We start from the raw sequence: 18,723 nt of genomic DNA on the forward strand, positions 1-18,723 counted from the left end.
ATAGCCGAGCTACTTTGTATTTTTTCATTACAAAAATAACTTAATAACTGGGCGCATTTCCAGGTTTCCATTTAATGTTACAACCTACACTGGGTAGTTGCTCGCCAGCTACTACTTGTCCTTTTAAAGTTGCCTCCACTGCTGTTTTAAGATCTTTACCAGTGACAGGGACACTATTTCCGGGGCGACTATCATCAAATTGACCTCGATAAACTAGCTTGCGATCCTTATCAAATAAAAATAAATCCGGAGTACAGGCAGCCCTATAAGCTTGAGCCACTTTTTGAGATTCATCGTATAGATAAGGAAAATCATAGCCTTGTATTTTAATTTCCTCTATCATTTTTTCAGGGCTATCATCTGGATGGTTTTCCACATCATTGGCATTAATCCCTACAGTAGCTAACCCTTTTGCCCGATAATTATGAATAAATAACCCAAGCTCTTTGCCAATATGTTTTACATAAGGGCAATGATTACACATAAAAATCACTAATAAAGCAGCATAATCTTTAAAATCTGTAAGGGAAACTAAATTCCCTGTTTTAGGCTCCAATAATTCAAAATCAGGGGCTTGAGTGCCTAGTGCAAGCATTGTAGATTCAGTGCGAACCATAATTTCTCCTATTGTTCCACTTTTTTTATTATCAGGTTAGGATTATCACGATTTTGATAATAAGGAAGGTGAAATCGCATTTCTTCAAAGGCTTTATCCCTATCTTCTATAGTATAGTACCAATGGTAGGAATCCCAATTCTCTCCCAATAAATGAGCAGCACGCATAGTGCTATTTGAAGGTAATGTAATATATATGCCGTATTTTTTCATTTTATCTCTAACTATTTATTATTTTGCCAACACCACTGTCGCCAACCAGAAAGAGCAGGATAATATAGTCCTAAATATATCTGCCGATGAAGCTCTTTTCTTGCCATCAGCCTAGCATAATGCTCTAGTTGTGAACGATAGCGTTCTTGCTCATGATCTAAAAATTCATCTAGATTTCCTCCATCATGAGTACTAGTTTTATAGTCAATAATCCAACGATAGCCTTTTTCATCAATAAAAGTTCGATCAATAATAATCCGAACTGGATCTTGATCTACAATACCACTTAAAGGATATTCATTATGGGCTTGTTGGTGCCTAGATGATAAAATCCATTTTCCTTTTGAATTATCCTCAAAAATCCGAGTAAATATATTTTGGATTTTTCGCAAAGAATCATCAAGCTGTTTTTGATCCACTAACCCTTGTTTAAGTAAGGCTTGCCTAAAATTGGGCTCTAATTGGGAGATTTTCTGTAGATCCCAACACTCAATACCATCTTGAGCAATGATTTGTAAATAGCGGTGGACTACAATACCAATACAACGTGCCCAATTTCCAGCCCAATCGAAAACGGGACTTTCCGAATTACTATTGATAAATTCTATTTCATTTTTGTAGATAACATCTATATCAGCAGATAAGTCAGGTGGTTGCCAGTGGGAATCTAATTTATATAAATGAGAATCTGCTGTATTTTCTCTTTTTTCTTCTGCAATACTTATTAAAGTATCATGTTCTATCTCAGCTATTTTTGTTTCAAACTGTTCTTTAATGAGCGGCCATAGGATAGATAATAATGATTCTTTTTGAGGATCCTCAATCTTTGCCTCTTCTGGATCATAATTTGTATGTCCTAATAAATGAAGGCTCTTTTTAGCCCGAGTAGCCCCTACATAAAGTAGCCGCTGTTTTTCTAAATTCTCTTTTTCTCTTTTAATTTCTTTAATGTATTTATAGGTAGGATGATCCTCTCCCCCAGCTTCTTTTATAGGAGCTAGAATTAGTTGATTCTTATCTATATGTTCATCGATATGATTATTAGCTGAGTACTCTGCCCACATAAGCAGTTTAGGGCTGCTTGCTCTTCCAGAATAACCAAGTCCTGGCATAATCACCGTATCAAATTCTAGCCCCTTAGATTTATGAATCGTCATGATTTGTAGCTCACCACTACTATTCGGGGGGGCATAGAGTTCCTGGATATGGTTTTCTAGATCTTGAAAATCAAAGATATTGCCATCTTGAGTATAAGCTTCTAAAAAATCCAAATAGATTTTTGCCGACTCCAGTTTGATTTCTTCCGTTATGCAAGCTGGACCGCCTAGGGTAAGCCATGTACTTTCCACTAACTGCCTTGGAGAACGATATCGTCTTAGCTTAAAAGCAGCAGTAAATACTTGCTTTATTTTAGCCAGTTGTTGCCTGCCTTCTTGGCTTAGTGTTTGCTTGTTCTGCTGGATACACTCCCAGATTGTTTTTTCCGGTGTTACATGTACTAATTGATACAAATCATTTAAAGTTAAGCCACACCAAGGTGCTCGTAGTATGGAAAACCAGCTAATTCGATCTGCAGGATGAAATAATGCCTTAGTTAAGGAGAGTAAATCTCGCACCACTTCCTCATCTTTTAGTAAATCAATCTCTACTGCTTGAAAAGATAAATTTTCCTTTTTAAGACAAGAAATAACCTCTCTTAAATGGGATCGGCTACTTACTAAAATTGCAATAGTATCTTTAGGATTTTGTGCCTTTGTTTGTTGTATCAGCTCAATAATTTTAATGGCTTCTTGTGTTCTATTTTTTTCAAAACAAGGATGGATCTGTACTCCAGTAGCTTGTTGATCAAATGAATGAAATGGTTTAGAGGGGCTATAAGGGACTGCTCCTAGTGAAATATTTTCTTGTGTTGGAAAAATTTGGGAAAATCCATGATTTACCCAGTCTACAATAGACTGCTGAGATCTAAAGTTCACTTCTAATTTTAAAGACGTGAGGGCAATATTACCTATACCATAGTGCCAAGTACGCAAAAAAAGACCTACATTTGCTTCTCTAAACAAGTAAATAGACTGCATGGGATCTCCTACAATAAATAGGGTACGTCCATCTTCTCGTTCCCAGCCATGAGTAAGTTTTTCCAGCAGAAGATACTGACTTAAGTTGGTATCTTGGAATTCATCCACCAGTAAGTGGCTAATTTTATGATCTAAAACCAAAGCAAGATCAGTGGGAGTTTTATTTGCTTCCTCCAAAGCTTGAGAGGCTCTTTGAGAAATTTCAGTAAAATCTACTGCTCCTTGAACTTGGAATACTAATTGAAGTTGAGCAACCGCAAGTAGCAAGATTTCAGAGAGTACTTGAATAATTTCCCATTGATCATCTTCGTAACGGCTGGTAGGTAAACTCCGTAGTTGGTGTAATTGTTTCTGCAACTGCTCACTGGCTTCCAGTGATTGGATTTCATTAAGGAGATTCATAAAAGATGTTTTTTCATCCTTATATTCTGGCGGAAAACCAATGGTTTTATTAATACTCTTACGCCACTGTCCTTTCTCAATAAGTAATAGCTCAGCAAGCCCCTGCCAATAGGGTAAAGAGGCGGCATCTATATTTAAAGGCGGAGTAAAATTTTGAAAAGCTCGAATTAGAGAGTCTTGTTTCTCAATACGGTGACTTGCAAAATAAGCTAATTCTAATAATTTTGTAAGGACTTCTTTTGAAAAATAAGCGTGCACTTGAACTAAGGCTTTTGAGATGATAGCTTGTAGCATTTTTTCCAAAATATCCCTATTAAGCTGTTCACCTACAAAATGCCTTAGCCATTGATCTCGATGTTCGAGCATCTCTACCAGTAATTCTTCAATATTACCCCAGCGATTATTTAAATGATGTAATAAGCGTACGATTTTCGCCGACTGTTGATCATTTCCATGCTCGAGAAGCATTAAGGTGTGATGTGCTGCTTGCTGGTAAAGGGGTTCTGCCTTGTCTATCGTTTTAGGTTGAGCACCAAAACAAGACAACCAAGGCATTTGTTGGGTGAGTCCTGCACAAAGAGAATCAATGGTTTGAATTCGAAGCTGGTTAGGATACTGGAGTAAATCCCAGCCTTGCTTTTTATCATGGATAAGTACTGTTTTTGCCAATGCCCATGTGGTTTTTTTAGGTTCTGTTATAGGTTGATTATCTTCTACCATCATCAGTGCTTCAATGATTCGAGTCTGCATTTCTGTTGCGGCTTTACGAGTAAAGGTAATAGCGATAATCTCCTCAGGAGAATCTACCCGAGCTAGTAAATTTAAATACCGTTGCGTAAGCAATTCTGTTTTTCCAGAGCCTGCCGGGGCCTGAATAATAAAAGATTGGCTAGGATCTAAGGCTTGTTTACGAATCTTACTATCTGAAACATTTTGAGCTATCATAAATTATTTTCTTTTGACACGACAAAAACTCGATAGGAAACAATAGCGACAGGTATCCTGGTTTTTTGGCTCTACCCTACTGTCGCCTTGTTTTATCTTATCGGTGAGCGTTTCTAAGTTTTGTTGCCAATAGGTTAATAATTCCTCCCAGGTTTCTAAGCCATTTTCTTTTACTTCTTTAAGATCAAAAAAATATTTAACCTCTTTAAAAAAAGGAGTATCTGAAATTACTTCTTGTTCTGCAGTAGCGCCTAAATATTTCATTTCGTTGGGGCGAATTTGGGCAAATAAAAGTGCACTAATCAATTCTTTATGAGCAAGGGCATATAAGGGAAGTTGAGGCTCTTCTGGATGATCTCCAAACCAATGTTTTACTTTAGGTTCACCTGTTTTATAGTCCACAATCGCAAATAAGCTATTATCCAATTCATCCATCCGATCGACTCGAATATTAAAATCTAGACCATTAAAATGAAATTTTTCCTCACCTTCAAGTTCAATAATTCTAAACGGAGAGCGTGCTTTATCTTTTTCTAACCAGGCAAGGGTAAGTTGTACTAAACGATTTTGTTCAACATAGCTAAATTTTTCAGTAAATACCTGTGAAGTTTGTTTTTTCTGCTGCTCAATAGCTTCTCTTACTGCTAGAGCTACCTTGTCTTGTAACTCTTTTTCTGTATAGCCTATAAGGGTGGCATGATCTTGGGTATCTTGCCAAAAAATATGTAGTACTCTATGAATAAGATTTCCTTGCTCCATAGCAGAGAGTCCAGAACAAGGATTTTCAATAGCTCGAGCATTTAAACGATAGGTAGCAAAAGCTTGAAATGGGCATAGAGCTTGGGATTTTAAGAAACTTGTGCCTCCTTTTATTGAAGATTGAATTAGAGGAACACTCTTATCGGAGTACTTAATTAAATTGGGTCGTTCCAACCAAACATGATAAGTATAATTGATAGGTGATCTTAGATTTAAGTCTACTTTAGAAGTTTTTGGCAAATGAGTAATTAAGGGACTAGGCCTTAGTTTTTGATCTTCGTGCTGCTGAGGATAACTTACAATTACTTCGGGGGAAATGTGCAATAACCGCTGGGTAATTCTGCGCGTAAATTCCAGCTCTCTTCTTGCAGAGCTATGGGGTAGTTTTTTATTCCGCTGTAATAAAATAGGGATCAGTGGATTAGGATTAGATACTTGTGGCCATACTCTATCGTGAAGTCCTAAGATCCAACAAGCATCAAAACGAGTTTCTACAGCTTCCAGAACTCCTAGAATTTGAATAGGCACATTTCGCTCTGTTTTAGGTTGAAATGATTTTTCTGAAAGTAAATTTCTAAGTATTTGAATACTTTGCTTTAAATTTATATTCCTATGAATAAGCTCTAAGCTAGCAAAAGATTCTAGGGCTTCATGCCATGAATTTAATAATTGACGCTCCTCACTATTTAGAGGTTGCCCTTCTAGCCAACCAAAAGACTTAAGCCACTGAATAAAAGTGTGTACCCATTGACTTGGGGGTTGTTCAGAAGGTTGTTTTACTATTGCATGTTTAAAATTCCTTAGTTTTTTAGATAATAGAGGAGATTGAGCGTGGCTTAATGCAAGGGCTTGATCCAAGTTAATATCTGTCTCTCGATTTGTTCGTAACTTAGCATCTAACAAAGCCCGACTAGAATACTCTTGATCTGCTCCTATCAGAAATGGAGAAAGGAGCAGTTTTGTCATTTCTGCTACAGATAAACTTTTATCACTTGCTAGCTTAAGAATGAGTAATGCTGTTTGGATGATAGGATAGGCAATTAAAGTAGGCGCCAAAGAGATATTGTAAGCTCGATTATTACTAGGTTTTTCCCATAAAGAAAATGTAGATTTTGGGTGGAGTACTTGATCAAAAACTTTTATTACTTTAGGGCGTAAGGTATTTAACTCAGGAGTTATAATTCCAACCCGTTTGGTTAGATCAACTTCTAGCTGTTTTTTCGCCCAGCTTGCAGCTAGGGTCAGTTCTTCAGTAGGATCTGTTACTGGAAGAAGCTGTTGTACTGTTTTATATTCAGCCTCATGATGAAATTCTTCAATCGTTACGCCATGATTTTGTAAGGCAATAAAAAACTCCTGTTGTTGAGGAGTATATTCATCAAACCCTACAAAAGTGATTTTTTTAGGCAGTGTTATTTTATTCGTGGCAAATAGAGTCTTAACGCTATCTGGTAGTCTTGCAGAATCCAGCCAATTATGTTTTTCACAATAGCATTTAAATGATTCTGACCATTCTTGAAAAGCTTTACTTTCCTCCGTATCGTAGTGAGATAAAGGATTAATAGATAATCGCCACCCATGCCAAAGCTGCCATGCAGATTGTGCCACTTTAGCAGTGGCTGAAACTCGAAGTAACTCTTGGTAGTATTTAGATTCCTTAATAATTTGTTCCCATAGGCTTTGCTCTTGTACGTTATTGAGTAGAATAGGGGTTAGCCCTAGTAATGCAGCTTGATTGTAACAAGACTGAAGCCAAGAAAACCAAGGCATAATCTGAGGTGTTTCCCAAACATAATTTCCTTTTTCTTCCTGTGTTTTTCCATAACGATGATTAAATTCTCGAGCAAGTCGATTATTTACGGTAATCAGGGTTGCACCTGATTCTAAAGCAGAAAAAAGCTGAAAAAGGTGGGTAATCTGGTTCATGACTTTTTTGAGTATTTGAAATGGATGTTACAATAAAAATTGTAATACACACAAATAGTTAATTAAGAGGTAATAATCCTTAGCCTTAAGCCTTAAAGCATGTTCAAATATTTAATTGATTTTATGGGAGGTCGGTCATGACAAATCTATTTGCATATAGAACAGTATTTATATTTTTATTTACTCTATCATGGCTATTCCCGCAAATGAGTTATTCAGTAGAACCCATTATGCCTAGAGCTGATTTACAGCAAGCACAATCTTGGGGCAATCGCCAACCTACCTTTTCAGAACTAGATAAAAATGGAGATAATCTGATTAGCAGAGAAGAGGCAAAACAATGGGATTCTCTGAATAAAAATTTTGCTTCAGTAGATCAAGATCAAAACAGTAAAATAGATCAAAGTGAATTTAGTGATTTTGAAACGAAGAAAATAAAAGAATCTATTAAAGATTTTATAAAAAATTAACCTGCTAGTTCTTTTTATTTTAGAGAAGTATTTTTTCTTTTTTTAAGCTATATTAAAAATACTTATTTACCCCGGTAAGGATGTTATAGATTATTACCCTTACCAAATTCCTATTATTAACTATTCAGACGTACAACAAGGAGAATGATGATGAGTTCTTTTTTAAAGCTGTTTGAATTTGGGCAAAGTTGCTGGATGGATAATCTCACCCGAGGGATGATTCATAATGGAGATTTAAAACGCCGGGTAGAGGTTGAAGGGCTACGGGGAGTGACCTCAAATCCCTCTATTTTTGATAAAGCTATTACTGGAAGCAGCGATTACAACCCACAAATTAAAGTATTATGTGCAGAAAATAAAACGCCTGCTGAAGTTTGTGAAGCACTGATGGTAACTGATATTCGGGACGCTTGTGATGTACTTCGTCCTGTTTATGATAAATCAGATAAATTAGATGGTTATGTGAGTCTTGAGGTCTCTCCTCACCTAGCACATGATACGGAAAAATCATTAGTTGCTGCCAGACGCTTATGGAGAGAAGTAGATCGCCCTAATTTAATGATCAAAATTCCAGGAACAAAGGAAGGAATTTCTGCTATTGAAACTTTGCTTTATGAAGGCATTAATGTCAATGTCACTCTATTGTTTTCTGTAGATCGGTATGAAGAAATTGCCTATGCTTATTTAAGAGCACTGGAAAGACGAGTAAAGGAAGGAAAATCTATTAAGGAAGTTGCATCAGTAGCTAGTTTCTTTGTTAGCCGAATTGATGTACTGATAGATGAGCACTTAAACTGCAAAAATACCCCAGAGGCTAAAGCATTACAAGGTAAAATGGCTATTGCTAATGCTAAACTTGCCTATAAAGCTTTTAAGGAAATTATTAATAGCGATCGGTGGAAAGCGGTAGAGGCTAAAGGTGCTCAATTCCAGAGAGTACTCTGGGCAAGTACTAGTACTAAAAACCCAAGCTATTCTGACGTGATTTATGTGGATCCTCTCATTGGTCCTCATACAGTAAATACTATGCCTGAAAATACTATGGCAGCTTTTGCTGATCATGGAGTAGCAGCAAATACAGTAGAACAAGGCATGAATGAGGCAGAACAAACTGCTGCAGATATTGCAAAGCTAGGAATTAACTTTAAGGACGTCACTGATCAATTAGAAAGAGAAGGCGTACAAAAATTTATTGATGCCTATGAAGAGATATTAACTTCATTGAAAAAATGTGGTGTATAAAATTCACTTAAAGGAATTAAAATATGGAAGCCAGGGAATATCCCTGGCTTTTTTCTTAAAATTTAACTTTTATGCTTGATGCTTGCTTGAAATTTTATCCATTAAAGCAAACATGAGTCCAGATACTACAAGCATTCCATGAATACCCACCTTCCAGCTCAACTCAGTATTACTATAAGCTTTTACATCAATAAAAATTTTAAGTAATTCAATAGCAGAAATAGCCACAATAGAGCCAATGAGTTTAATTTTCATGCCGGAAAAATCCACCTGCCCCATCCATTCAGGTCGATCAATATGAGTTTTCATATGTTGAATTTTAGAAACAAAACTTTCATAACCAATGAAAATAATAATCAGCAATAAATTAGCAATGAGGGAAATATCAATTAAACTAAGAATTCCCAAGATAATTTCATTCTCAGAAAATGAAAAAATATGCCAAATCACATGAATGAGTTCTTGAGTAAATTTAACCAATAAGAGCATAATACCAATGACAAGCCCGACATAAAAAGGAGTGAGGAGCCAGCGACTGGCAAAGATCATGGTTTCTAGTAAGTTTTCTATATTTCTTATTCTATATTTTCCAAAATATTTACTTAGCGCTGTATTTTCAATTAATCTTTCTTTTATATTTTTCACATCATACCTTTTAAGAATTTCATAAAAATCATTTATAAATCCTCTAATTTCAATAAAATACTACTTTTAACAATCCTACGTATAGATATTTTTCTAATCAGATATTACTGCGCTCTCTTAGTCTAAATTCTCTAGAGAATCTAAGATATTCCTCCTATCTAGTGTCAATTTAGAATCTGTTAACCTTACTTTACTACCTTACAGGATAGATTTTAATTAATTATTAGTTATAATTAATTTTTATAAATATATAAAAATTTTATATATTTATTTCCTTAAATTAAATAATTATTTTATTGATTTAATTATATAATCCTTTTAAATTTATGAGCACTAATATTCACGGCTTTTTTGACCCAAAAACTTCTACAATCTCCTATGTGGTTTATGGAGCAGATAAACAATGCGCTTTAATTGATCCAGTATTAGACTACGATCCTGCAGCAGGCAGAGTAAGTACGGAAATGGCAGATCAAATGATAGAGTGTATCCGTAGAAAAAATTTAACCGTCACATGGATTTTAGAAACCCATCCCCATGCTGATCATTTAAGCTCAGGGGGTTATATTAAAAAGAAGCTTGGTGGAAAAACAGGGATAGGCGCTTATGTTACTCAAATCCAACATCACTTTAAGCAGTTATATAATTTAGGCACTGATTTTAAAACGGATGGCTCTCAATTTGATCATATGTTTACCGATGGAGAACTATTTCAAATCGGTAGTTTAAAAGCCATAGCAATTCATACCCCAGGGCATACCCTTGCTTGTATGACTTATTATTTAATAGAAGAAGGTATTGCTTTTGTAGGAGATACTTTACTCATGCCAGATTATGGCACAGCTCGTGCAGATTTTCCTGGAGGCGATGCTCACGCCATGTACCATTCTATTCATAAAATTTATCAATTACCGGATGAAACTCGATTGTTTACTTGTCATGATTATCCTCCTGATGGTCGTGAGATTCGCTGGGAATCTACTGTAGCTGACCAAAAAGCCCGTAATCCTATTGCCAGACAAGGAATTAGTGAGACAGAATTTGTGACAAAAAGAAAAACAAAAGATGAAAGTCTGACAATGCCACGATTAATTTTACCTGCATTGCAGGTGAATATTCGTGCAGGAGAACTCCCTTCTGCTGAAGAGAATAATATTAGCTATTTAAAAATTCCACTCAATCAATTCTAGAAAATATTAAAGATAGCCTTTCATTACATACTAATTACTGAATAACTCAAGATGAAATAACGCTCCTAAGAAGGGGATTTATTTCATCTACCTTTTGGTTATGTCTACTCATCTTATTTAAGTTAAATAAAGCTCAATTTAGATAGTTTAATTATCTATTGTTAGATATTTTCTCTAGTTAAATATAAAGATAAAATCTAAGTACTTAACAGCTAAAAATTTTTTAATAAAAGAAAGTATAATTTAATCACTTAATATATTAAGATTAGATAGAGTTGATCTTATCTCAAGCTATGTGATTTATTTATGAGTGCTTATATCCAATCATTTATTGATCCAAAAACGAATACAATCTCCTATATCGTTTATGGAGAAAATAAACAGTGTGCAGTCATTGATCCAGTACTTAATTATGATTTTGCCTTTGCAAGAACAAATACCGAGGCAGCAGACTCAATCATTGAATATATTCACCAAGAAAACTTAACTTTAATATGGATTTTAGAGACTCATCTCCATGGTGATCATCTTAGTGCGAGTAGCTATCTAAAAAAACAACTTGGCGGTAAAATAGGAATAAGTGCTTGTATTACACAAATTCAAAAAGATTTAAGCCAAATCTATCATCTAGGTGTAGACTTTAAAACTGATGGCTCCCAGTTTGATCATCTTTTTACTGATGGAGAATTATTTCAAATTGGCAGTTTAAAAGTACAGACGATACACACTCCAGGGCATACCCCTGCTTGTCTCACTTATTATCTAATAGAAGAAGGCATTGCTTTTGTAGGGGATACTTTACTCATGCCAGATTATGGCACAGGTCGTACGGATCTCTTTGGAGGAGATGTTCACGCCCTATATCGCTCTATTCAAAAGATTTACCAACTTCCTGATGAAACACGATTACTTGCCTGCCATGACTACCCGCCGAATAATCGTAAACTTTGTTGGGAATCTACTGTGGCGGACCAAAAAGCCTATAATCCTATTGCTAGACAAGGGATTAGTGAAGCAGAATTTGTAGAAAAAAGAAAAGCAAAAGAACAAAACTTACCTAACCCAAGCCAAATATTACCTGCACTACAAGTTAATATCTCTGCCGGGGATCTTCCACTACCAGAAAATAACAATATTACTTATCTTAAAATTCCATTAAACCAATTCTAATAGGGCATTAAAAGTACTAGAGGCAATCCTATGGCACAAGCATTCACTTACCAACAACGTTTAGATCAGTTAAAACAGCGTATTAATAGCAGCCAAAAGAAAAAAAATATTCGTATTAAGAAAGGGACTACCTCTAATCTTTTTCGCTATCAAGGACAAAAACTTAAAAGAGCTACTAAAATTCCACTTAAAGAATTTAACCATGTACTCACGATTAATAAGGAAAACCTTACTCTTGAGGTAGAGGGGCTAACTACTTATGGACAAATTGTTGCAGAGCTTCTTCCTCAAGGATTTTTACCTACGATTACTCCAGAGTTAAAGCACATTACTGTGGGAGGAGCAATTGTAGGTATTGGTATTGAATCTAGTTCTTATCGTTATGGCTTTGTTCATGATGGTCTAATTGAAGCGGATGTATTACTACCCAATGGCACGGTAATCACTTGTAATGCAAATAATGAATATTCAGATTTATTTTATGGATTACCTAATTCTTACGGCACCTTAGGCTATATTTTAAAAGCGAAAATTGAGCTTATCCCTGCTAAATCTTATGTAAAAATTAATCATACCCGTTTTACTTGGGTACGATCCTATCTATGGGCAATGAAAAAAGCAGTAAGACAAAAACGAGCTGATTTTATTGAAGGGCTTTTTTATAGCAAAAGCGAATTTTATCTTACTGAAGCTTATTTTGTGGATGAAGCGCCTCATCTAGATGATATCTATCAAAATATTTACTATAAAGTCGCTCGAGAAAAATCAGAAATGTTTTTACCTACAGAGCAGTATATCTTTCGCTATGATCCTGATTGGTTTTGGAATATCCCAGAAGTTGGTATTTCTCAATTATTCAGGAAATATGCTCCTAAATCTTTAAGAAGCTCTGGATTTTATAATCGTTATAGCACATGGAAGAGGAAAATTTTGAGCTTCCTGCCCTCTGTTGGTAATACTAAAGAACAGTTAATTCAAGACTGGGAAGTACCTTGGGAAAGAGCAGCTACTTTAATTAAATTTGCTCTAAATTACGTTAACTTAAATGATAAACCTTGGGTAGCACTCCCAATTATTTCTTCTAAATATTCTACTCTCTACCCTATTCGTGCAAAAAAAACTTACTTTAATTTAGGCAGTTATTGTCTTACAGAAAAACCAAGAGAAGATATAGACTATTACTATACTAAGATTATGGATAATGAATGTTTTCGTCTAAGTGGTAGGAAAATGCTCTATTCTTCAACTTTTATTGATAAAAGGCGTTTTGATCGTCTTTATAATGGTACTGCTTACCAAGCTCTAAAAGAGAAATATGATCCTAATTCTTTAGCTCCTACTTTGTTTGAAAAAGCAGTTGAGAATAAGTAAAAAATTTACGTATAATCTAAGCTACTGCAGCGACACACATAGTGATGCCTTCACCGAGCCAGCCTTGAGCAATCATACTATTATACGCTTCAAGAGAGGTAACAAAGCGGTGGTTTGGGTTGTTGGTTGCTGCTTGGTTATTATAAAGCTGATAAATAGGATCAGAGTTACTAGCACAAGCCCCATTGGTAGGAGATAATGCATAAAAGGCAATCCCCTCATAAGTCCATTGATCATCGGCAACAGCATTGGTAGGATTAAGTGATTGTAAATAATTACAATCCCCTGAGTTTACCGTATAGAAATAAGAATTTGCCCCTTGGTTGTAAAATTGACACACAGGTTGTGCCCCATTAGTAGCTCCAGACCAAGCATAAAATAAATTCCCAGTCAGTTGCCAATTTGAACCAGCTTCTCCTCGATTGATTGCTGCCATTTGTGCTTTTGAAGTGGCTAAAAGATAATCATTTGAGCTGGAATTATAAAATTCATAAATGAGGGTATAGTTTTTAAAGGTAGTTGCTGCCTCAATGGCGTTTTGAGCATCGGCAATACCTAATCCGCATAGGTTTTGGTATTTCGCACATAGACTACCTTCAGGAAAGGCTTGACTAGTAACAGGCAGTAGAGAGTTTAGCTCTATGCCAGAGAGTGCTGGATTTATCCCCAACATCAAAGAAGCAATTCCCACGACATGAGGGACTGATTCACTGGTGCCTATTTGTTGATTATAGCCAAATCCTTCAGGGGTTGTAGTACCTGTGCTTGTCGTTGAGATAATACCATTACTATCACCTCCAGGAGCGGCAATAATACCACCTATATTAGGGTTAGCAAGGTTAAGGTTAGTATAAGAAGCTGCATCTCCAAAAAAATTGGTAGCTATCGTGGTAAGTACTCCATTACAATTGCCAGGAAATGCTTGGCTAATATCTTTTTGATCATTACCAGCGGCAACCACGATCTGTGCCCCTTGCCCTAGCACAAGGCTAATTGTTTCTTGATAGAGAGGTGGACAGGCTCCCTCTCCTGCTAAACTTAAGTTAATTACTTGGGCAGGATTGGGGTTAATTGGTACGTTAGGTACGGATAATCCAGCCGCCCATAGAATTCCATTGATAACATCACTTAGAGATCCTCCACATTTTCCAAGCGTACGTACAGGTAGGATTTTTGTATTCCAGTTTACTCCCGCCATCCCCATATCATTATTCCCTTCAGCAGCAATAATCCCAGTTACATGAGTACCATGCCAAGAACTCGGTTCTGCCGGCTCCTTGTCTCCACACTCATTTGCCGTCGTCCAATCTCCAGGATCGGATCCACCCGGTGCATAGGGGGTGACAAAAAAATCATAACCAGGCAGTAGTCGATCAGCAAATTCTGGGTGTGCATTGACCCCAGTATCTACCACCGCTACAATTGTGCTAGCAGACCCTTGTGTGCTATCCCAAGCTCCAGTTGCATTAATTCCTCCGATATATCCTTGAGCTTGCCCTTTCATGCTCCACTGATAAGGGTCAAATAAAGGATCGTTAGGAACTAACTGCATTTTTATTCGGATATCTGGCTCAATTTGATCAATACTCGATAAGGTTTTTACTTTTTGAATTAGATCGGTGACTACTTCTCCAGATTTTGGTGCTTGAAAGCGAAAAATATGGGACTGGTTTCCCATGGAGCGATAAAAAGTAAGTTTTTCTCCTAGCGTAGATTCTAATTCATTCATAATTTCATCAGGGGGAGGCAAATTCTCTGCTGCTAGGTCTTGAATTTTTTGATCCTTAAAACGCACCACTAGACCATCTACTATAGCGCTGGGAGATAAGTTAGAATTGAGTTGGGGTGGATTTGATTTCTCTGATTGTGAATTTACAGATTGCTTGGTAATCGCACTAGATTCGGGTATGCTTAGATTTTCAATCTTACCATCTTTTGTGAGTAGGTGTTGCATCATAGTCGTTATCTTTGAATCTAAAGGTAACTGAATACCCTGACCAGATTTTAGATCAGCATGAACAACCAAGCTGTTTAAACTCAATACTACACTGATTAATAATCCTAACCACATAATATAAACACTCATGTTCGCTTTATTAAGATAAGATAAACTTTATATAAATTATTAAGCACTGTTTTCAGTATAGAACCTTTAAATATTATATAGGTATGGTTTTTCTATTTAATTCTTTCAACTGAAGAAATAATCATGAACTTATAATAGCGACACACATAGTGATGCCCTCACCGAGCCAACCTTGAGCAATCATACTATTATATTCTTCAAGAGAGGTAGCAAAGCGATGATTTACCCTACCCTGTATCAGATTATAAACCTGATAAATAGGATCAGAGCTATTAGGACAAGTGCCATTAACAGGAGAGAGGGCATAAAAAGAAATTCCTTCATAAGTCCATAGATCATTGGCAACAGCATTGGTAGGATTAAGCGATTGTAAATAATTACAATCCCCTGAGTTTACCGTATAAAAATAGGAATTTGCCCCTTGATTATAAAATTGACACACAGATTGTGCCCCATTAGTAGCTCCAGACCAAGCATAAAATAAATTCCCAGTCAGTTGCCAATTTGGACCGGCTTCTCCTCGATTGATTGCTGCCATCTGTGCTTTTGAAGTAGCTAAAAGATAATCATGAGAACTTGAGTTATAAAACTCGTAAATAAGTGTGTACTTTTTAAAAGTAGTTGCCGCTTGAACCGCATTTTCTGCATCAGCAATACCTAATCCGCACAAATTATTATACTGAGCACATAGAGTGCCTTCAGGGAAATCTCGACTTGTTGCAGGTAGCAGGGAATTTAATTCAATTCCAGAGAGCTCTGGGTTAATAGCTAACATTAAAGAGGCAATTCCAACGACATGAGGCACCGATTCACTGGTGCCTATTTGTAAGCTATAGCTAAACCCTTCAGGTACTGTAGTACCTATACTAATGGTGGAGATGATTCCTAGGCTGCGACTTCCATCTCCTCCAGGGGCAGCAATAATACCCATAGTATTGGGGTTGATTACATTAAGATTAGTATAAGAAGTGGCATCCCCATTAAAATTAGTGGCAATGGTAGTCAGTACTCCATCACAATTTCCGGGAAAATACTGACTGATATCCCCCTGCTTATTTCCTGCCGCAACTACAATTAAGATCCCTTGATCTAATACACGATTGATTACCTCTTGATAAAGAGGTGGGCAAACTCCTTCCCCCGATAAGCTTAAATTCATAATTTGTGCAGGGTACGGATTTATGGGTACTCCGGGAACAGGTAGACCTGCAGCCCATAAAGTACCATTTATCATATCACTTAAAGAACTTCCACATTTTCCAAGGGTACGGACAGGTAAAATTTTTGTATTCCAGTTTACTCCCGCCATCCCTATATCGTTATTACCTTGAGCTGCAATAATCCCAGTTACATGCGTCCCATGCCAAGAGCTCTCTTCAGCAGGCTCGTTGTCATCACATTCATTTTGTGCTGTCCAATCTCCAGGATCTGATCCTCCAGGGGCATAAGGAGTTACAAAAAAGTCATAGCCAGGTAGTAACCGATCGGCAAATTCCGGATGGGGATTAACGCCAGTATCTACTACTGCGATAATCGTACTAGAATCTCCTTGAGTCGTATCCCAAGCACCAGTAGCGTTAATCCCGCCAATATATCCTTGGCCTTGTCCTTTCATACTCCATTGATAGGGATCAAATAAAGGATCATTGGGAATGGATTGCATTTTTACTCGGATATCTGCTTCAATTTGATCAATACTAGGTAGCATTCTGGCTTGTTCAATCAGCTCTGTTAGCTCTTTTCCAGACTTAGGAGCTTGAAAGCGAAATATATGGGTTTTATTACCCATTGATTGAGAAAAAATTAGTTTTTCTCCAAAAATAGATTCTAATTCATTCATAATTTCATCAGAGGGAGGCAAATTCTCTGCTGCTAGGTCTTGAATTTTTTGATCTTTAAAGCGAACAGCGATGCCGTTTACTATGGCTGTAGGAGATAAGCTAGGGTTTAATAATTGAGGATTATTTGATGGTTCTGAGCGTAAAGTAACAGATTGTTTTGTCATTAACGAAGCGCTCGGTATATTTGAATTCTGAATGTAACCCTCTTTTATCAGCAAATTCTGAATCAGGGGTGCTATTTGGGAATTCAAATTAGCACCATAGCTAGTATTATTAATACTAATTAAAACTACAGAAATTATTATTTTTAACCACATATGAGCACTCACTTTTGCTGTATTCCTCTTTACTGTTCTAAAAAAGAGGGGCAAAAGCTGTGCCAACCTATGTTGCTTTTTTTAAATTAATCTTTTAGTTATTCAGTAACTTTATAGTTATATGTAAAAAATTTTTTAACGTAATTCTACTAAAAACGGTTTTTAATAAAAATTAACTGATTTATCAAATAGGAATTTAGCTATTACATGTCACTATTTATGACATTTTTTGTATTTCTTATTTAAAAATATTAAAAATTAAAACTATCTAAATTCATAAATGATTATTTATAAAAAAATAATTACCTATCTATCATTATTAGCTTTAACTCTATTTTGGATTTATCAAGGAACCATCTCTTTGAAAAAAGAGAAAAAGATAGTCTCAAGTAAGCAATCTTTATCTGTTATTAATCAATTATTAAACACAACAAGCATAGGATTCTCCCAAGTAGACATTCCATGGCAGTTTCTATTTCCTAGAGATCATGGAACACACTCAAGCTATCAAAATGAATCGTGGAATTTTGTTGGTAATTTAAGCTCAGATCAGAGAAGGGATTTTGGATTTCAGTTTAATTTTTTTCGGGTAGGTTTAAATCCAAATTCTTCCAAACGATCTTCTCCATGGGTGGCTAAGGAATTCTATCGAGGTTATTTTGGGCTCACTGATATATTAAAATCTCAATTTTATGCTATTGAACGATTTAGCCGTGTAGCTGTGGGGCTAAGCGGTGCTTCTTCTACAAATAATTCTATCAAAGTATGGCTAGAAGATTGGCAATTCCAAATATTGAACGAAGAAGAGGAAAAAAGTAGTTTTTATCTATTAGCAAAAACTGAAAATGTGAGCATTGATTTAGTATTAGAGCCATTAAAGATTCCTTTCTATTTTGGCGACGATTCCCAAATCTCAATGGGAAGCTTTTATGCTTATACCCTACCACGGTTGATGACTAAAGGGACCATAAAAATGAAAGATAGTAGCTACCCAGTGACAGGTCTATCTTGGTTTGATCATAGTTGGGGAAAGATACCTATCCCAACCGGATCTACCGTATGGGATCGATTTTTACTTCAGTTAGATAATGGGGTAGATTTACTTATCCTTCGACTCCATCGTACAGATGGCACAGGCACTCCTATTAATCATGGTACTTTAGTGACTACCCAAGGAGAGGCAGAAGTTCTAACTAGAGAAGATATTGCACTAAATCCACTGAGTAATTGGAAAAGCCCTAATACTCATATTTCCTATCCTACCCACTGGCAACTGCAAATTCCCGAGCATAATATTAATCTTAAGATTGCACCTAGCATAGAAAATCAGGAACTTAACTCAAGTATAGATTATTGGAGTGGCTCAGTTACAGTAGATGGTTACTATCAAGGCAATAGCGTAATAGGAAAAGGTTTTCAAGAGCTTACTGGCTATCGACCATAGATTAACTGC

General features: G+C 36.2%; 13 protein-coding genes. 6 read left to right on the forward strand and 7 right to left on the reverse strand.

Annotated elements, in window-relative coordinates:
• Nucleotides 1-40 precede the first annotated feature (40 nt).
• From NSCAC_RS04760 to NSCAC_RS04775, 4 genes are read right to left on the reverse strand one after another with little or no spacing between them, the layout of a single operon-like run.
• The gene (locus NSCAC_RS04760; RefSeq protein WP_197743721.1) at nucleotides 41-616 is read right to left on the reverse strand and encodes a thioredoxin family protein; all 576 of its coding nucleotides are present in this window, start codon (nucleotides 614-616) and stop codon (nucleotides 41-43) included.
• An 8-nt stretch (nucleotides 617-624) separates the two neighbouring features.
• Entirely contained in the window at nucleotides 625-828 is a 204-nt protein-coding gene (locus NSCAC_RS04765; RefSeq protein WP_197743722.1) for a hypothetical protein, read from the reverse strand.
• An 11-nt stretch (nucleotides 829-839) separates the two neighbouring features.
• A complete protein-coding gene (locus NSCAC_RS04770; RefSeq protein WP_197743723.1) occupies nucleotides 840-4,253 on the reverse strand; it encodes a UvrD-helicase domain-containing protein in 3,414 nt (1,137 codons plus the stop codon).
• A 3-nt stretch (nucleotides 4,254-4,256) separates the two neighbouring features.
• Nucleotides 4,257-6,938 carry a PD-(D/E)XK nuclease family protein gene (locus tag NSCAC_RS04775; RefSeq protein WP_197743724.1) on the reverse strand — a complete coding sequence of 894 codons (2,682 nt, stop codon included), beginning with the start codon at nucleotides 6,936-6,938 and terminating at the stop codon, nucleotides 4,257-4,259.
• Nucleotides 6,939-7,075: 137 nt separating this feature from the next.
• Here NSCAC_RS04775 and NSCAC_RS04780 point away from each other — a divergent pair, with 137 nt between their 5' ends.
• Both NSCAC_RS04780 and tal read left to right on the forward strand, forming a co-directional pair.
• The gene (locus tag NSCAC_RS04780) at nucleotides 7,076-7,408 is read left to right on the forward strand and encodes an EF-hand domain-containing protein (protein ID WP_197743725.1); all 333 of its coding nucleotides are present in this window, start codon (nucleotides 7,076-7,078) and stop codon (nucleotides 7,406-7,408) included.
• Nucleotides 7,409-7,552: 144 nt separating this feature from the next.
• Complete coding sequence (tal, locus tag NSCAC_RS04785; RefSeq protein ID WP_232085885.1) at nucleotides 7,553-8,650, forward strand: transaldolase; 1,098 nt, start codon at nucleotides 7,553-7,555, stop codon at nucleotides 8,648-8,650.
• Nucleotides 8,651-8,719: 69 nt separating this feature from the next.
• On the opposite strand, the gene NSCAC_RS04790 is transcribed toward tal, so the two are convergent.
• A complete protein-coding gene (locus NSCAC_RS04790; RefSeq protein WP_232085886.1) occupies nucleotides 8,720-9,295 on the reverse strand; it encodes a TIGR00645 family protein in 576 nt (191 codons plus the stop codon).
• Between the two features lie 326 nt (nucleotides 9,296-9,621).
• On the opposite strand from NSCAC_RS04790, the gene NSCAC_RS04795 reads away from it, so the two are divergent.
• The 3 genes from NSCAC_RS04795 to NSCAC_RS04805 all read left to right on the forward strand — a co-directional run bounded on the left by NSCAC_RS04795 (nucleotide 9,622) and on the right by NSCAC_RS04805 (nucleotide 13,026).
• Entirely contained in the window at nucleotides 9,622-10,485 is an 864-nt protein-coding gene (locus NSCAC_RS04795) for an MBL fold metallo-hydrolase (RefSeq protein WP_197743726.1), read from the forward strand.
• 306 nt (nucleotides 10,486-10,791) lie between these two features.
• On the forward strand, nucleotides 10,792-11,655 hold the full coding sequence (locus NSCAC_RS04800; protein ID WP_197743727.1) for an MBL fold metallo-hydrolase: 864 nt from the start codon (nucleotides 10,792-10,794) through the stop codon (nucleotides 11,653-11,655).
• 30 nt (nucleotides 11,656-11,685) lie between these two features.
• On the forward strand, nucleotides 11,686-13,026 hold the full coding sequence (locus tag NSCAC_RS04805; RefSeq protein ID WP_197743728.1) for an FAD-binding protein: 1,341 nt from the start codon (nucleotides 11,686-11,688) through the stop codon (nucleotides 13,024-13,026).
• Nucleotides 13,027-13,042: 16 nt separating this feature from the next.
• On the opposite strand, the gene NSCAC_RS04810 is transcribed toward NSCAC_RS04805, so the two are convergent.
• Nucleotides 13,043-15,112, reverse strand: a complete 2,070-nt coding sequence (locus NSCAC_RS04810; protein WP_197743729.1) for a S8 family peptidase — start codon at nucleotides 15,110-15,112, stop codon at nucleotides 13,043-13,045.
• Nucleotides 15,113-15,233: 121 nt separating this feature from the next.
• Nucleotides 15,234-17,117, reverse strand: coding sequence for a S8 family serine peptidase (locus NSCAC_RS04815; protein ID WP_197743730.1), 1,884 nt, complete (start codon nucleotides 17,115-17,117; stop codon nucleotides 15,234-15,236).
• 433 nt (nucleotides 17,118-17,550) lie between these two features.
• On the opposite strand from NSCAC_RS04815, the gene NSCAC_RS04820 reads away from it, so the two are divergent.
• Complete coding sequence (locus NSCAC_RS04820) at nucleotides 17,551-18,714, forward strand: lipocalin-like domain-containing protein (RefSeq protein ID WP_197743731.1); 1,164 nt, start codon at nucleotides 17,551-17,553, stop codon at nucleotides 18,712-18,714.
• The last annotated feature ends 9 nt before the right edge of the window (nucleotides 18,715-18,723 follow it).

The organism is Candidatus Nitrosacidococcus tergens, from assembly GCF_902810445.1.
Taxonomy (GTDB): Bacteria; Pseudomonadota; Gammaproteobacteria; order Nitrosococcales; family Nitrosococcaceae; genus Nitrosacidococcus; species Nitrosacidococcus tergens.

Excerpts from the sequence above, each read along its gene's own strand:
- NSCAC_RS04820 (WP_197743731.1), top strand. The coding sequence starts at position 17,551 with ATGATTATTTATAAAAAAATAATTACCTATCTATCATTATTAGCTTTA.
- NSCAC_RS04815 (WP_197743730.1), bottom strand. The coding sequence starts at position 17,117 with ATGACAAAACAATCTGTTACTTTACGCTCAGAACCATCAAATAATCCT.
- NSCAC_RS04765 (WP_197743722.1), bottom strand. The coding sequence starts at position 828 with ATGAAAAAATACGGCATATATATTACATTACCTTCAAATAGCACTATG.
- NSCAC_RS04760 (WP_197743721.1), bottom strand. The coding sequence starts at position 616 with ATGGTTCGCACTGAATCTACAATGCTTGCACTAGGCACTCAAGCCCCT.
- NSCAC_RS04795 (WP_197743726.1), top strand. The coding sequence starts at position 9,622 with ATGAGCACTAATATTCACGGCTTTTTTGACCCAAAAACTTCTACAATC.
- NSCAC_RS04770 (WP_197743723.1), bottom strand. The coding sequence starts at position 4,253 with ATGATAGCTCAAAATGTTTCAGATAGTAAGATTCGTAAACAAGCCTTA.
- NSCAC_RS04800 (WP_197743727.1), top strand. The coding sequence starts at position 10,792 with ATGAGTGCTTATATCCAATCATTTATTGATCCAAAAACGAATACAATC.
- NSCAC_RS04810 (WP_197743729.1), bottom strand. The coding sequence starts at position 15,112 with ATGAGTGTTTATATTATGTGGTTAGGATTATTAATCAGTGTAGTATTG.
- NSCAC_RS04780 (WP_197743725.1), top strand. The coding sequence starts at position 7,076 with ATGACAAATCTATTTGCATATAGAACAGTATTTATATTTTTATTTACT.
- tal (WP_232085885.1), top strand. The coding sequence starts at position 7,553 with ATGATGATGAGTTCTTTTTTAAAGCTGTTTGAATTTGGGCAAAGTTGC.
- NSCAC_RS04805 (WP_197743728.1), top strand. The coding sequence starts at position 11,686 with ATGGCACAAGCATTCACTTACCAACAACGTTTAGATCAGTTAAAACAG.
- NSCAC_RS04775 (WP_197743724.1), bottom strand. The coding sequence starts at position 6,938 with ATGAACCAGATTACCCACCTTTTTCAGCTTTTTTCTGCTTTAGAATCA.